Source organism: Dactylosporangium sp. NPDC049525 (assembly GCF_040676755.1).
GTDB lineage: Bacteria > Actinomycetota > Actinomycetes > Mycobacteriales > Micromonosporaceae > Dactylosporangium.
In genome coordinates this window covers 63,483-77,027 of record NZ_JBFAPO010000040.1, presented here as the reverse complement: position 1 = coordinate 77,027, position 13,545 = coordinate 63,483, and the positions used below count along the sequence as shown (strand labels likewise).

Here is a 13,545-nt window from a genome sequence, read left to right as displayed (position 1 = left end):
GTGGACCTTTCTCAAGCAGGCGTCAACACCGCCAGCAGGGCTCCCGACTCGACCTGCGAGCCGGCCGTGACCCGCAGGTCGCTGATGACACCGTCGGTGGGTGCGTGGACGGGGTGTTCGAGCTTCATCGCCTCCACGGTCAGCAGCAGCTCGCCGGCGGCGACCCGCTGCCCAGGCACGACGAGGACGCGGCCGACCGCACCGGGCAGCGGCGCGATCAGGGAACCTTCGGGCTGCTCGGCGACCGGCAGCGGATAGCGGGGCAGCTCGGTCAGCGTCACCGACCCCTCGGAACTGTCCACGAAGGACACCGGGCCGACCTCGTGCACGGCGAACTGCAGCCGGACCCCGGCGACGTCGAGCACGACCTGGCCGCCGGTCGCCGAGAGGATCTGCGCCGGCGGGTGGTCGGGCGCGCCGGCCGGGTCGAGCGCGGCGCCGGGCAGGCCGATGTCCTCGGGGTCGACCCGGCGCACCGCCCAGGCCGCCAGGTCGTTGGAGCGGTCCAGCCGGTAGCCGACCTCGATCGTGCCGGTCGGCCCCTCGTACACCACTGTCTGCAGCGCACTCGGCACGTTGCGCCAGCCGGAGGGCAGCCCCGGCAGGGTGGCCGACTTGGCCCGGCGGGCGGCCCCGGCCAGCGCGGCGGCCAGGCACGACAGGCGCACCGCGTCCACGGAGGACAGCAGCGGCGCGAACACCTCCGGGTGCCGGTCCAGGAAGCCGGTGTCGGTCCCGCCGGACAGGAACGCGGAGTGCCGCAGCACCCGCACCAGGAGGTCCCGGTTGGTGGTGACGCCGTGGAAACGGGCCCGGGCCAGGGCGTTGGACAGCATCCGGGCCGCCTCGGCGCGGGTCGGCGCCCAGGCGATCAGCTTCGCGAGCATCGGGTCGTAGTGCACGCCGACGACGGAGCCGTCCACGACGCCGGAGTCCAGCCGCAGGCCGGGCGCGGCCAGCGGGCCGAAGGAATGCGTGACGCCCGGCACGTCGAAGCGGTGCAGCGTGCCGGTGGAGGGCATCCAGGCGTACGCGGGATCCTCGGCGTACAGGCGGACCTCGATGGCGTGCCCGCGCAGCGGCGGCGGGCCGTTGAACGGCAGCGGGCCGCCCTCGGCCACGACGAGCTGCAGCCGCACCAGGTCGACGCCGACCACGCACTCGGTGACCGGGTGCTCGACCTGCAGCCGGGTGTTCATCTCGAGGAAGAAGAACTCGCCCGACGGCGCGAGGAGGAACTCGACCGTGCCGGCGCCCACATAGGACACCGCGCGGGCCGCCGCGATCGCCGCCTGGCAGAGCCGGTCCCGCAGCTGCGGGTCGACCGCCGGCGACGGCGTCTCCTCGACGATCTTCTGGTGCCGGCGCTGGATCGAGCACTCCCGCTCGCCGAGCGTCACGATGTTGCCGTGGGAGTCGGCCATGATCTGGACCTCGACGTGCCGGGCCCGCTCGACGTACCGCTCGCAGAACACCGTGCCGTCGCCGAACGCCGACGCCGCCTCCCGCCGCGCGGCCGCGACCGCCTCGGCGAGGGACTCGCGGTCCCGGACGATGCGCATGCCCCGGCCGCCGCCACCGGCGGATGCCTTCACCAGCACCGGGAACGTGTCGACCTGCTCGGGCTCGACCGCGGTCGGCAGCATCGGCACGCCCACGTCAGCAAGCAGCGCCTTCGCCTCCAGCTTCGAGCCCATCATCGCGATCGCCTTCGGCGACGGCCCGACCCAGGTGAGCCCGGCGTCGATCACGGCGCGCGCGAAGTCGGCGTTCTCCGACAGGAACCCGTAGCCGGGGTGCACCGCGTCCGCGCCGCACTTGCGGGCGGCCGCGATGAGCAGGTCGCCGCGCAGGTACGTGGCGGTCGGCGCGTTGCCCGGCAGGTGCACCGCGTAGTCGGCCTCGGCGACGTGTGGCGCGTCGGCGTCGGAGTCGGAGTAGACGGCGACCGTCTCGACGCCCATCGCCCGGCAGGTGGCGAACACCCGTCTGGCGATTTCGCCCCGGTTGGCGACCAGGAGCCTTCTGATCACGTTCTCTCCTAGAGTCGGAAGACGCCGAAGTTGGTGTCCTGGGCCGTCTTCTGTACCAGCGCCAGGCACATGCCCAGAACCGTGCGGGTGTCGCGGGGGTCGATCACGCCGTCGTCGTACAGGCGGCCGGACAGGAACAGCGCTGCCGACTCCTGCTCGACCTTGTGCTCGACCATGAACCGCATGGTGCGGTCCTGCTCCTCGTCGTAGACGTGGCCCTTGGCCTCCGCGGCCTGCCTGGCGACGATCGACAGGACCCCGGCCAGCTGCTGCGGTCCCATCACCGCCGACTTGGCGTTCGGCCAGGTGAACAGGAAACGCGGCTCGAACGCGCGGCCGCACATGCCGTAGTTGCCGGCGCCGTAGGAGGCGCCGATGTTGACCGTCAGGTGCGGCACCTTCGAGTTCGCCACCGCGTTGATCATCAGCGCGCCGTGCTTGATGATGCCGCCCTGCTCGTATTCGCTGCCGACCATGTAGCCGGTCGTGTTCTGCAGGAAGAGCAGCGGCATGCCGGCGGCGTTGGCGAGCTGGATGAACTGGGCCGCCTTCTGCGCTTCGGCGGAGAACAGTACGCCGCGGGTGTTGGCGAGGACGCCGATGCGGTGGCCGTGGATGGCGCCCCAGCCGGTGCACAGCGCCTGACCGTAGGCGGGCTTGAACTCGTCGAACTCGCTGCTGTCCAGGACTCTTGCGAGGATCTCGCGCGGGTCGAACGGCACCCTGAGATCCGCACTGGGGATGCCGAGGAGGTCGTCGGCGTCGTACTTGGGCTCGAGGCCGTAGGTCTTTGCCAGGCTGTTGCCGAAATTTCGGACACATCCCCGGGCGAGCCGGAGCGCGTCGCGCTCGTCCTCGGCGATGTAGTCGGCAAGACCGGACTTCGTGGCGTGCATCGCCGCGCCGCCCAACGTCTCGTCGTCGACCGTCTCGCCGGTGGCCATCTTCACCAGCGGCGGGCCGGCGAGGAACACCTTCGCCCGGTCCCGCACGAAGATCGTGTAGTCCGACATACCGGGCACGTACGCACCGCCGGCCGTCGCGTTGCCGAAGACCACCGCGATCGTCGGGATGCTCGCCGCCGACAGCCGGGTCAGGTCGCGGAACGCCGCCCCGCCGGGGATGAAGATCTCCGCCTGCTGCGGCAGGTCCGCGCCGCCCGACTCGACCAGGTTGATCATCGGCAGCCGGTTCTCGCGGGCGATCTGGCCGGCCCGCTGGGTCTTCTTCAGCGAGAACGGGTTGATCGCCCCGCCGCGGACCGTCGGATCGTTCGCCACGATCACGCACGGCGTGCCCTCGACGATGCCGATGCCGGTGACGACGCTCGCGCCGACCGGGTAGTCGGTGCCCCACGCGGCGACCGGGCAGATCTCCAGGAACGGCGAGTCGCGGTCGACCAGCAGCTCGATCCGCTCCCGGGGCAGCAGCTTGCCGCGGGCGTGATGGCGGGTCACGTACTTCTCGCCCCCGCCGCCGCGCGCCTGTCGCAGCGCCGATTCCAGCTCGGCCAGCCGCTCCAGCATCGCCTCCCGGTTGTCCAGGTAGACGCCCCCACGCGGATCGAGGGCACTTGTCAGGATCGGCATGCCTCAGACCCCCAACTGCTTCGCGATGATCTCGTTCATGATCTCCGTGGTCCCGCCGCCGATGCCCATGATCCGAGCGTCCCGGTAATGGCGCTCGACCTCGGCGTCGCGCAAATACCCGAGGCCACCGTGCAGCTGCACGGCCTGGTCGACGACGTGGTCGCAGGCCGCGACCGCCGTGTTCTTCGCCATCGCCACCTCCGTAACGAGTCGTTCGCCGCTTGCGACACGTCTCGCGGTGTGTCGCACGTAGGTCCGGGCGACGTCGACCTGCCGGGCCATCTCGGCGAGCCGGTGCTTGACCACCTGCCGGCTGGCCAGGGGGCGGCCGAATGTGTGCCGGTCCCGGACCCAGGCGAGGGTCAGGTCGAGGCAGCGCTGCGCGGTCGCGTAACACTGCACCGCGAGGGAGATCCGCTCGGCGGCGAAGTGCGCCAGCAGGGTCTGGATGCCGCCCACGTCATGGCTGCGTGGCACCCGCACGTCCACAAAGGACAGCTCGGCGGTGTCGGAGCAGTGCCAGCCCATCTTCTCCAGGGTCCTGGTGACGGTGAACCCGGCCGGGACCACCAGGAGCCGGACCCCGTCCTCTGTGCGCACGGCGGTGGTGGCGAAGTCGGCCCGTGCGCCGCTGGTGATGAAGGTTTTGCTGCCATTGACGGTGTACTGGTCACCGTCGGCCTTTGCGGTGGTCCGGATGCCCGCGACGTCGGATCCGCCGTCGGGCTCGGTGATCGCCAGGCAGCCGATCAGCTCGCCGCGCAATGTCGGCCGCACGAACCGGTCGATCAGCTCGGCGTTGCCGCTGCCGATGATGTGCGGCAGCGCGATCCCGTGCGTGAACAGCGCCGCGATCAGCCCGGAGGAACCACCCGACTGGATGATCTCCTCGGTGACCACGATCGTGTCGGTCAGGTCGCCGCCCTCGCCGCCGACCTCCTCCGGGAAGCCGATGCCGAGCAGCCCGATCTCGGCCGCCTTGCGGTGCAGGCTGCGGGGCACCTCGCCGGCCCGCTCCCAGTCGCCGAGGTGCGGCACGATCTCCTTGCGGGTGAAATTTCGCACTAGATCCCGCAGTTCGGGCTTCGCGTAGGCATCGGTCATGGCAGCAACTTGTCGGGGATGTCGACGACCCGCGAGCGCAGCCACTCGCCGAGCGCCTTGCCCTGCGGGTCGAAGCGGGTGCTGGCCGCGACGCCGTCGCCGAGGATGCCGCGCACCAGAAAGTTGAGCGCGCGCAGGTTGGGCAGCTCGTACCGCTCCACGGTCCTGACCTCCGGCAGCAGCTCCTTCAGGAGGTCCTCGGTGAGGGTTTCCCGCAGCCAGGCATACGCCTCGTCGGAGCGGGCCCACACGCCGATGTTCGCGTCGCCGCCCTTGTCGCCCGACCGCGCCCCGAACAGGGTCCCCAGCGGCACTCTCATCGGACCTCCACCTCCGTGCCGTCGGGCAGGACGGCGACCTGGTGGACGGCGCCGCGCGGGACGAACTCGGCCTGGAAGATCCCGAACGGCGTGGCGTCGCCGGGAGGGCCCGTCAGGGTGAGGCCGGGATAGGAGGCGAGGGCCAGCTCGACCGCCGCCTGGGAGAATGCCCGACCGGCGGCCTGCTGATCGGTGCTCTTGATGTGCACCGCGAGCAGCGCGCTGGCCCGCTGTTCGTCGTCGGCGTCCGGGTGGTCGGTCCGGGCCAGGATGAACTCCAGCTCGTGGTCCAGCCTGCGCCGCAGCTGCCGCTCGACGAGGGCCGCCTTCTCCTCGATCTGCAGTCCACACAGGACGAACGTCATGCTGTTGCGGAAGCCGGCGAGCGCCGGGGTGCCGACCTTCAGCGTGTCCGGTGGCGGGCTGCCCTTGACGCCCCGCACCTCGACCCGGTCCTCGTCCTGCTGGGTGAGCCGGATCGTGTCGAAGTGCGTGGTGACGTCGGGGCCGAGGTATTCGGGGGCGCCGATCTCATACAGCAGCTGCGCGGTGACCGTGTCGACGGTGACGGCGCCGCCCGTGCCGGGATGCTTGGTGATGACGGACGCGCCGTCCTCGTGCAGCTCGGCGATCGGGAAACCGGGGTGGTCCAGGTCGGGCAGCTCGGTGAAGAACGCGTAGTTGCCGCCGGTCGCCTGCGCGCCGCACTCCAGGATGTGCCCGGCCACGGTGGCGCCGGCGAGCGCGTCGAGGTCCTCGGGCCGCCAGCCGAAGTGGGCGATGCCGGGGCCGACGACCAGCGAGGCGTCGGTGACCCGCCCGGTGACGACGACGTCCGCGCCGGCCTTGAGGCACTCCGCGATGCCGAGCGCGCCGATATACGCATTCGGGTTGCTGGCCGCGACGTGGCCGACCCGGACGCCGAGCCCCAGCCGCGCCGCGAGCGCCTCGATCGCCCGCCTGAGGCCGGCCGGGTTGAGACCGCCGGCGTTGGTGACGATCTTCGTGTTGTGGTCGAGCGCCGTGCCCAGGGTGTGTTCGAGCTGGCGCAGGAACGTCTTCGCATACCCCGTGTCCGGGTCCTTCATCCGGTCCTTGGCCAGGATCAGCATGGTCAGCTCGGCGAGGTAGTCGCCGGTCAGGACGTCGAGGGGACCGCCGTCCAGCATCTCCCGCCAGGCGGTCGCGCGGTCGCCGTAGAACCCCGAGGCGTTGCCGATGCGGATCACTGCGCTTTCGCTTTCGCCGGCTCCCGCTTGCCACCGGGCGGGCCGGCGAACGCCTGGGCCAGGGTCATCCACTCCCGGGCGTCGTCGCCGGTGGCCTGCAGCCCGAGGTCGGCCGGGTGGCGGCGCTGGGTGACGAGCAGGCAGAAGTCCTCGGCCGGGCCGACGACCCGGTTGGGCGCCTCCTCGGGCCCGAACGTCCACACCGCACCGTCCACCGTGGACAACTCCACCCGGAACGGTGCTGCCGGAGGGTTTTTTCCATGGCTGAGGAAGCTGTGCCCGATCGTGCGGAAGCCGAGGTTGGCCACGTGCCGCAGCCGGTCCGTCGGCCGGCGGTGCTCCTGCGCGTCGGCCCGCTCCGGGAACGTCTCGGCCACGTCCTGGCCGTGCGCCCACGTCTCCATCATCCGGCCCGTCGCGCTGGACAGCGGCGACATCGCGGTGCCGAACCACGGCAGCTTCTCGTCCTTCGGCTTCTCGCTCAGCACCTTGATCAGGGCGTCCCGGCCGTTCCGCCAGCGGCGCAGCAGCTCCTCCGGCGGGGCGATGTTGTCCGCCGCCGCGCGGTCCACCATCGTGTACGGATCCTCGATCGCGCCCAGCTGCTGGATGAACGCCGCCGGGTCGGTCGCGGCGAGCGTCGCCACCCCGTCGGTCCAGTGCAGGTGGGCGATCTGGTGCGCGACCGTCCAACCGGGGGCCGGGGTGGGCCGGCTCCAGTCCTTGTCGTCGAGGGCCGACACGAGCCGGTCCAGCGACTCGGACTCCGTGCGGAGGTCCGTGAGGACCTCGGACAACGTCACCATTTCAGGTCCCCAGGATCGTCGTGAGCTGCTGCTTCCACGCCGCGAGCAGCAGGCCGCGGCGGTGGCTGTCGTCGGTGAGCAGGTTGGCCACGCCGAGCCCGCGCAGCAGGTCCAGCGTCGTCTGGACCGCCTCGCGGACCCCCGGCCGGCGCTCGTCGGCGCCGAGCACCTCGACCGTCAGCCGGTGCATCTCCCGGCCGACCCTCGCTTCGAGCGGGACGAGGGCGTCGCGCAGCTCGAGGTCGGTGCGGGCGGCGACCCACACCTCCAGGGCGGCGACGAACAGCGGCCCGGTGAACGCGGTCGCCAGCATGTCGAGGACCTTGTCGAGCCGCTCGTCGCGGTCGCCGGTGAGCTCGGCGGCCTCTTTGCGGATCTCCTCGGCGCGCCGCTCGGCCAGATGCGTGACGGCGGCGAGCACCAGGGCGGCGCGGGTCGGGTAGTGGTGCAACTGGGCGCCGCGGGAGACGCCGGCGCGCTCGGCGATGACCGTGGTGGTCGCGCCCGACCAGCCGTGCAGGACCAGGCAGTCGACGGTGGCCTCCAGCAGGCGCTGCTGGGTGGCGCGGCTGCGTTCCTGCTGCGGGGCCCTCACACCTTCCAGGGTGCTGCGCCGAAAACAAACAGTCAAGCCTGACTTTTTTGGTGGCAGACAAAAAGGCACGCGGCGGGCGTGCCTTTTTGGGGTGTCCGGTGGTGCGCTCAGACTCGGGCGCGGCGGGCCAGGCGCTCGGGATCCATGATGATGACGCTCTTGCCGTCCAGGCGGAGCCAGCCCCGGGAGGCGAAGTCCGCCAGCGCCTTGTTGACCGTCTCGCGGGAGGCGCCGACCAGCTGCGCCATCTCCTCCTGGGTCAGGTCGTGGTTGACCCGCAGGACGCCGCCGTCGCGGGTGCCGAAGCGGCCCGCCATCTGCAGCAGCGTCTTGGCCACCCGGCCCGGCACGTCGGTGAAGATCAGGTCCGCGAGGGCGTCGTTGGTGCGGCGCAGCCTCCTGGCCAGCACGCGCAGCAGCTGCTCCGCGATCTCCGGCCGGTTGGTCAGCCACGGCCGCAGCGCCTGCTTGCGCAGCCGGGCCAGCCGCGTGTCGAGCACCGCCGTGGCGGTCGCGGTGCGCGGACCCGGGTCGAACAGCGACAGCTCGCCGACCATGTCGCTCGGTCCCATCACGGCGATCAGGTTCTGCCGGCCGTCGGCGGCCCGGCGACCAACCTTGATCTTGCCGGACAGCACGATGTACAGACTGTCGCCCGGCTCGCCTTCACTGAACACGATCTCGCCCTTGCGGACGTCGATCGTCTCCATCTCCTTGGCGAGGGATTCGGCAGCCTCGGGCTCGACACCCTGGAAAATGCCGCTGCGCGCCAGTACCTCGTCCATCGCGTCCACCTCGAATCCGTCGGCGTGTCACTCGCCATGAGCAATCACGCGAACGTCAGTTTATGCACACGCCGGTCGTGCCCCGGGCGTCGGGCAGGATGCTCACGATACATGCCGACCTGCGGCGCGGCGCCGTTCAACAGTACTGGTAACGCATTGGAACCAGACCATCACGAGGTCGCGCGGGTGCGATATGTTCGCCGCGGGGCGACTCGACCCCACAGTTGAAAGACCGGTGGGGTGGGAAGCGCATGACGGTGTACGGCGGACCGCCGAGCGACCCGTCCCGTTGGCCGGACGATCGCGATCAGCCTCCACACGATCAACCGCCAGCTCCCGGCCAGGGTTACGGCCCGGGCGGCGCCGATCCCCGCGGCCCCGGCCGGCGGGGCGAGCAGCCACCGGGCGACACGCCGTGGGCACCGGACCCCCGCACCGCGGCGTGGGGCGACGGTCGCGGCCAGGAGCCCGGCACGGCGGCGTGGGGTGCTGAGCCCGGCGCCGCGGCCTGGGGCGGCGACGGCCGGGGTGCCGAGCCCTCCACGGCCGCCTGGAGCGGCGACGACCGACGCCCTGAGCCTGGCCCACCGTCTGGCTGGAGCGGCGACGAGCGGCGTCCTGAGGCCGGGCCGCCTGCCAGCTGGGGTGGGGATGACCGGCGCTCTGAGTCTGGGCCGTCGGCCGGCTGGAGCGGGGACGGGCGGCGGGCCGAGTCCGGGCCGCCGGCCTGGAGTGGTGACACCCGGCCCGGGGACCCGCACGGTGCCGAGCTGCGCGGTGGCGACTTCCGCGCGGGGCAGCCGTCCGGTGACGTTCACGGCGGCCAGCAGCACGGACGCAGCGCGTGGGCGCCCGAGGACACCCGCGGCGCCCAGCCGACCGGCTCGGCCTTCGGTGGCACCGCACCGGTCCGTGGGAGCGCCGCGCCGACCGGCTCTTTGTTCGATCCTGCCCCTCCGGCGCGGGGCGGTGCCGCGCCCGGCTATGACGGCGCGCCCCCGGTCCGAGGCTCGGCCGCACCGCCGGCGCCCTCGTTCGACCCCGGTCACCAGGCTCGCGGGAGCGCCGCGCCGACCGGCTCACTCTTCGACACCGGCGCACAGGGGACCGGGCAGGTCCGCGGCAGCGCCAGGCCCACCGGCGGCACCTATGGTGCTGCGGCGGTGCCCGGCGCGGGTCCTGAGCCGACCGGCTCGGTCCGCGACACCGGCCCCCAGGCGACGGGGACGTTCCGCGACGCGGGACTCCAGGCCACCGGCACCTTCCGTGACGCTCAGCCGCCCGCGACGGGCACGTTCCGCGATGCTCAGCCGCCGGCGACCGGCACCTTCCGCGACGGCCAGCCACCTGCGACCGGCACCTTCCGCGATGCTCAGCCGCCTGCGTCGGGGACGTTCCGCGACGCCGGCCCGCAGGCCACTGGGACGTTCCGGGACGGCGCCCCACCGGCGACAGGCACGTTCCGCGACGGTCAGCCGCCTGCGACGGGCACGTTCCGCGACGCTGGCCCGCAGGCCACTGGCACGTTCCGCGACGGTCAGCCGCCCGCGACGGGCACGTTCCGCGACGGTGCGCCGGCGGCGGGCGGTTCGATGTTCGCGGCCGGTGGGCAGGTCAGCGGTCCGGCGTATGGCGAGGGAACCGCGTACGGCGATGGACCTGGATACGGCGACGGACCTGCGGGTGCGTCGTTCGGCGCCGGGCAGGCCACCGGGCCCGTCTACGGCGCCCAGACGACCGGGCCCGTCTACGGGGCCACCCGGGCACCGGATCCCGGGGCGACCCGGGGGCCGGAGGACCTGTTCGCGGCGCAGGCGTATCAGCCCGAGGAGCGGGCGGGACGGCGCAAACTGCCGCTGCCGGGGGAGACGCCGCCGCCGAAGAGCGGGGGCGGGCGTCGCACGGCGATCATCCTGGGTGCCATCGCGGCGCTGGTGATCGGGGCCGGCACGGCCGGGGCGGCGACGTTCCTCAGCGGCGACGATCCGGGGCCGGGGAAGAGCCAGCCGCCGGTGGCGCAGCAGGGCAGCGAGGCGGCCACGCCCGGCGGCACGACCGCGCCCGCGGCGCCGGGACCGGCCGACGGGATCACGATGACCGCGACCGGTGACATCGTGATGGGCATGGCGCCCGGCGGGCTGCCGCCGAACAACGGCAAGGGGTTCTTCGACCCGGTCCAGGACTTCCTCACCGCCGACTTCCAGATGGGCAACCTGGAGCAGGTGCTGACCGACGACACCGGCGTGGGCAAGTGCTCCGCGGAGTCGGCCGGCAAGACGTGCTTCGCGTTCCGGACGCCGCCGGGGTATGTGAGCAACCTGAAGGACGCCGGGTTCCACATGATGAACATGGCGAACAACCACGCGTACGACTTCGGCGAGGTCGGATACAAGAACTCGCAGAAGGCGCTCGACGAGGCCGGGATCAAGTACACCGGGTGGCCCGGGATGATCTCGGTCGGCGAGGCCAAGGGCGTGAAGATCGCGGTCGTCGGGTTCGCCTCGTACAAGTGGTCCAACCTGTGCAGCGACCTCGACGCGGCGGAGGCCATCATCAAGGAGGCCGCGACCAAGGCCGACCTGGTCGTCGTGCAGGTGCACCAGGGCGCGGAGGGCTCCGACAAGACGCACACCAAGCCCGGCACCGAGTTCTTCCTCGGGGAGAACCGGTGCGACACGATCGCGTTCGCGCACAAGGTGATCGACGCCGGCGCTGACCTGGTCGTCGGGCACGGGCCGCACGTCATGCGGGCGATGGAGTTCTACAAGGGCCGGCTGATCGCCTACAGCCTCGGCAACTTCGCCGGGTACCGGGCGCTGAGCTACAACGGCGTCGTCGGCATCGGCGGGGTGCTCAAGGTGACGCTCGGCGGCGACGGCACGTACAAGAGCGGGTCGCTGACCGCGACGTACATGGTGGCGCCGGGGCTGCCGAAGCCCGACCCGAAGAAACAGGCGATCCCATTCGTGTCCAACCTGACGAAACAGGACTTCCCGACCACCGGAGCGAAGATCTCAGCTGACGGGGCCATCACCGCACCGGCGGGCGGCTGATCCGCGCCCGCTGGGCGGCGACGTAAAGTCGGAGCGTGACCGAGACTGCGCTGGGGTTGAAGCGGCGTGCCCGCAGGATGGGGCGGGCCCTCGCGGCGATCCATCCCGACGCGCACTGCGAGCTGGACTTCAACACCCCGCTGGAGCTTGCCGTCGCCACGATCCTGTCCGCGCAGACCACCGACGTGCGGGTCAACCAGGTGACCCCGAAGCTGTTCGCGCGCTATCCGGACGCCGCCGCGTATGCCGCCGCGGACCGGATGGAGCTGCAGGACATGCTCCAGCCGCTCGGGTTCTTCCGGAACAAGACCGACTCGCTGATGAAGCTGGGGCAGGCGCTGATCGACCGGCACGACGGCGAGGTTCCCGGCACGCTCGACGAGCTCGTCGGGCTGCCCGGGATCGGGCGCAAGACCGCCAACGTGATCCTCGGCAACGCGTTCGGCGTGCCGGGCATCACCGTCGACACGCACTTCCAGCGGCTCACCCAGCGGTGGCACTGGACCACGGAGACCGACCCGGTGAAGATCGAGTCCGCGGTCGGGGCGCTGATCGAGCGCCGCGACTGGACCATGCTGTCGCACCGGGTGATCTTCCACGGGCGTCGGGTCTGCCACGCTCGGAAACCGGCGTGCGGCGCGTGCACGTTGCGCCGCGACTGCCCCTCGTACGGGATAGGACCCACCGACCTCGAGACCGCGATCGGCCTGCTGAAGGGCCCGCGGGTCGCGGAACTGACCGAGCTGGCACTGGCCTCATGAGACGCGTCCTCGCCGGACTGCTGGCCGCAGCGCTGTTCGCCGTCTCTGCCTGTACACCGGAACCGCCGAAGACCGACGATCTCGACGCGGCCCCGACCGGCCCGCCGTGCCTGCAGGCCGCGTCGCCAGGTCCGTCCGCGTCCCCGTCGGCGGGCGCGACCTCCGCCGGCAAACCGCTGCCCGCGATGGCCGTCAAGTGCTTCGACGGCGGCCGGTACGTCGATGCGGCCCAGCTCGGCAGCCTCCCCACGATCCTGAACCTGTGGGGCTCCTACTGCGAGCCGTGCCGCACCGAGCTGCCCGCGTTCCAGCGGTTCGTGACCGCGGCCGGCGGCAAGGTCCGCGTCGTCGGCGTCGTCGTCAGGGACTCCCGTGACGGCGCGCAGTCGGTGATCGACGACAAGCAGTTGACGTTTCCGATGCTGGAGGACCGCGACCAGCAGTTCTCGATCGCGTTGAGCCGGGTCGTGGGCAAGCCCGTCGCCAGCTCACTGCCGGCCACGCTGTTCATCGCACCGGGAGGGCGCATCGTCTACACGTACCAAGGGGAAGCCCTCGACGAGGAGAAGATCCGCGCGCTCACGGCCGGCCACCTCGGCATCGAGGTGCCGGCATGAGCGAGCTTCCTGACTGGTTCGAGCCGCTGCTGACCCGCCTGCACGACGCCGAGGCGGGCGACTTCACGCGTCTGCCCACCCCGGACGGCGAGGGGCAGCGGCAGAGCGCGGTGCTGGTCCTGTTCGGTGAGCAGCCGGAGAGCGGCCCCGACATCCTGGTGCTCCAGCGCGCCGCGACGATGCGCAACCACGCGGGGCAGCCGGCGTTCCCGGGCGGAGCGGTCGACGCGGGCGACATCGACACGGTCGCCTGCGCCCTGCGGGAGGCCGAGGAGGAGGTCGGGCTCGACCCGGCCACCGTCGAGGTCGTCGCGACCCTGCCGACCCTGTGGATCCCGGTGAGTAACTTCCTGGTCACGCCGGTGGTCGCGTGGTGGCGTTCGCCGCACCCCGTCGGGCCCGCCGACCCGGCCGAGGTGGCCCGGGTCGAGCGCCTGCCGATCCGGGATCTGATCGACCCCGCGAACCGGCTGCGGGTGCGTCACCCGAGCGGATGGATCGGCCCAGCGTTTCGGATACACGACATGTTGGTGTGGGGCTTCACCGCCGGCGTGGTCTCTACGCTGCTGGAACTCGGCGGATGGGCGGTCGAGTGGCCGACAGACCGGGTTGAGGAACTGCCGACACCTGGTGCCGCCCCCGTACGCTGAATG

General features: G+C 71.9%; 10 protein-coding genes and 1 pseudogene. 4 read left to right on the top strand and 7 right to left on the bottom strand.

Features of this window, described 5'->3' with window-relative positions; genetic code table 11:
* Nucleotides 1-11: 11 nt before the first annotated feature.
* From AB0K00_RS39395 to AB0K00_RS39365, 7 genes and pseudogenes are all read right to left on the bottom strand, one after another.
* The gene (locus AB0K00_RS39395) at nt 12-2,033 is read right to left on the bottom strand and encodes a biotin carboxylase N-terminal domain-containing protein (RefSeq protein ID WP_363531794.1); all 2,022 of its coding nucleotides are present in this window, start codon (nt 2,031-2,033) and stop codon (nt 12-14) included.
* Between the two features lie 8 nt (nt 2,034-2,041).
* Nucleotides 2,042-3,622 (bottom strand): carboxyl transferase domain-containing protein, encoded by a 1,581-nt coding sequence (locus tag AB0K00_RS39390; protein ID WP_363531792.1) that lies wholly within the window; start codon nt 3,620-3,622, stop codon nt 2,042-2,044.
* Nucleotides 3,623-3,625: 3 nt separating this feature from the next.
* The gene (locus AB0K00_RS39385; protein WP_363531789.1) at nt 3,626-4,726 is read right to left on the bottom strand and encodes an acyl-CoA dehydrogenase family protein; all 1,101 of its coding nucleotides are present in this window, start codon (nt 4,724-4,726) and stop codon (nt 3,626-3,628) included.
* Nucleotides 4,723-6,215 (bottom strand): annotated as a pseudogene (locus AB0K00_RS39380) (acyclic terpene utilization AtuA family protein). Before AB0K00_RS39380 ends, AB0K00_RS39385 begins: the two are co-directional and overlap by 4 nt.
* Before the next feature lie 56 nt (nt 6,216-6,271).
* Entirely contained in the window at nt 6,272-7,081 is an 810-nt protein-coding gene (locus tag AB0K00_RS39375; RefSeq protein WP_363531786.1) for a TIGR03084 family metal-binding protein, read from the bottom strand.
* Between the two features lies 1 nt (nt 7,082).
* Nucleotides 7,083-7,685, bottom strand: a complete 603-nt coding sequence (locus tag AB0K00_RS39370) for a TetR/AcrR family transcriptional regulator (RefSeq protein WP_363531890.1) — start codon at nt 7,683-7,685, stop codon at nt 7,083-7,085.
* A 98-nt stretch (nt 7,686-7,783) separates the two neighbouring features.
* The gene (locus tag AB0K00_RS39365; RefSeq protein WP_033363643.1) at nt 7,784-8,461 is read right to left on the bottom strand and encodes a Crp/Fnr family transcriptional regulator; all 678 of its coding nucleotides are present in this window, start codon (nt 8,459-8,461) and stop codon (nt 7,784-7,786) included.
* 251 nt (nt 8,462-8,712) lie between these two features.
* Between AB0K00_RS39365 and AB0K00_RS39360 the strand changes: the two genes are divergently transcribed.
* The 4 genes from AB0K00_RS39360 to AB0K00_RS39345 all read left to right on the top strand — a co-directional run bounded on the left by AB0K00_RS39360 (nt 8,713) and on the right by AB0K00_RS39345 (nt 13,542).
* Entirely contained in the window at nt 8,713-11,514 is a 2,802-nt protein-coding gene (locus AB0K00_RS39360) for a CapA family protein (RefSeq protein ID WP_363531783.1), read from the top strand.
* A gap of 77 nt (nt 11,515-11,591) precedes the next feature.
* Nucleotides 11,592-12,275 (top strand): endonuclease III, encoded by a 684-nt coding sequence (gene nth / locus AB0K00_RS39355; RefSeq protein ID WP_363531887.1) that lies wholly within the window; start codon nt 11,592-11,594, stop codon nt 12,273-12,275.
* Nucleotides 12,272-12,892: a TlpA family protein disulfide reductase gene (locus AB0K00_RS39350; RefSeq protein ID WP_363531780.1), complete on the top strand. Its 621-nt coding sequence runs from the start codon at nt 12,272-12,274 to the stop codon at nt 12,890-12,892. The genes nth and AB0K00_RS39350 overlap by 4 nt, the downstream gene beginning before the upstream one ends.
* Nucleotides 12,889-13,542 carry a CoA pyrophosphatase gene (locus AB0K00_RS39345; RefSeq protein ID WP_363531777.1) on the top strand — a complete coding sequence of 218 codons (654 nt, stop codon included), beginning with the start codon at nt 12,889-12,891 and terminating at the stop codon, nt 13,540-13,542. The genes AB0K00_RS39350 and AB0K00_RS39345 overlap by 4 nt, the downstream gene beginning before the upstream one ends.
* Nucleotides 13,543-13,545 lie beyond the last annotated feature (3 nt).

Excerpts from the sequence above, each read along its gene's own strand:
- AB0K00_RS39345 (WP_363531777.1), top strand. The coding sequence starts at position 12,889 with ATGAGCGAGCTTCCTGACTGGTTCGAGCCGCTGCTGACCCGCCTGCAC.
- AB0K00_RS39360 (WP_363531783.1), top strand. The coding sequence starts at position 8,713 with ATGACGGTGTACGGCGGACCGCCGAGCGACCCGTCCCGTTGGCCGGAC.
- AB0K00_RS39350 (WP_363531780.1), top strand. The coding sequence starts at position 12,272 with ATGAGACGCGTCCTCGCCGGACTGCTGGCCGCAGCGCTGTTCGCCGTC.
- AB0K00_RS39375 (WP_363531786.1), bottom strand. The coding sequence starts at position 7,081 with ATGGTGACGTTGTCCGAGGTCCTCACGGACCTCCGCACGGAGTCCGAG.
- AB0K00_RS39365 (WP_033363643.1), bottom strand. The coding sequence starts at position 8,461 with ATGGACGAGGTACTGGCGCGCAGCGGCATTTTCCAGGGTGTCGAGCCC.
- AB0K00_RS39385 (WP_363531789.1), bottom strand. The coding sequence starts at position 4,726 with ATGACCGATGCCTACGCGAAGCCCGAACTGCGGGATCTAGTGCGAAAT.
- AB0K00_RS39390 (WP_363531792.1), bottom strand. The coding sequence starts at position 3,622 with ATGCCGATCCTGACAAGTGCCCTCGATCCGCGTGGGGGCGTCTACCTG.
- nth (WP_363531887.1), top strand. The coding sequence starts at position 11,592 with ATGGGGCGGGCCCTCGCGGCGATCCATCCCGACGCGCACTGCGAGCTG.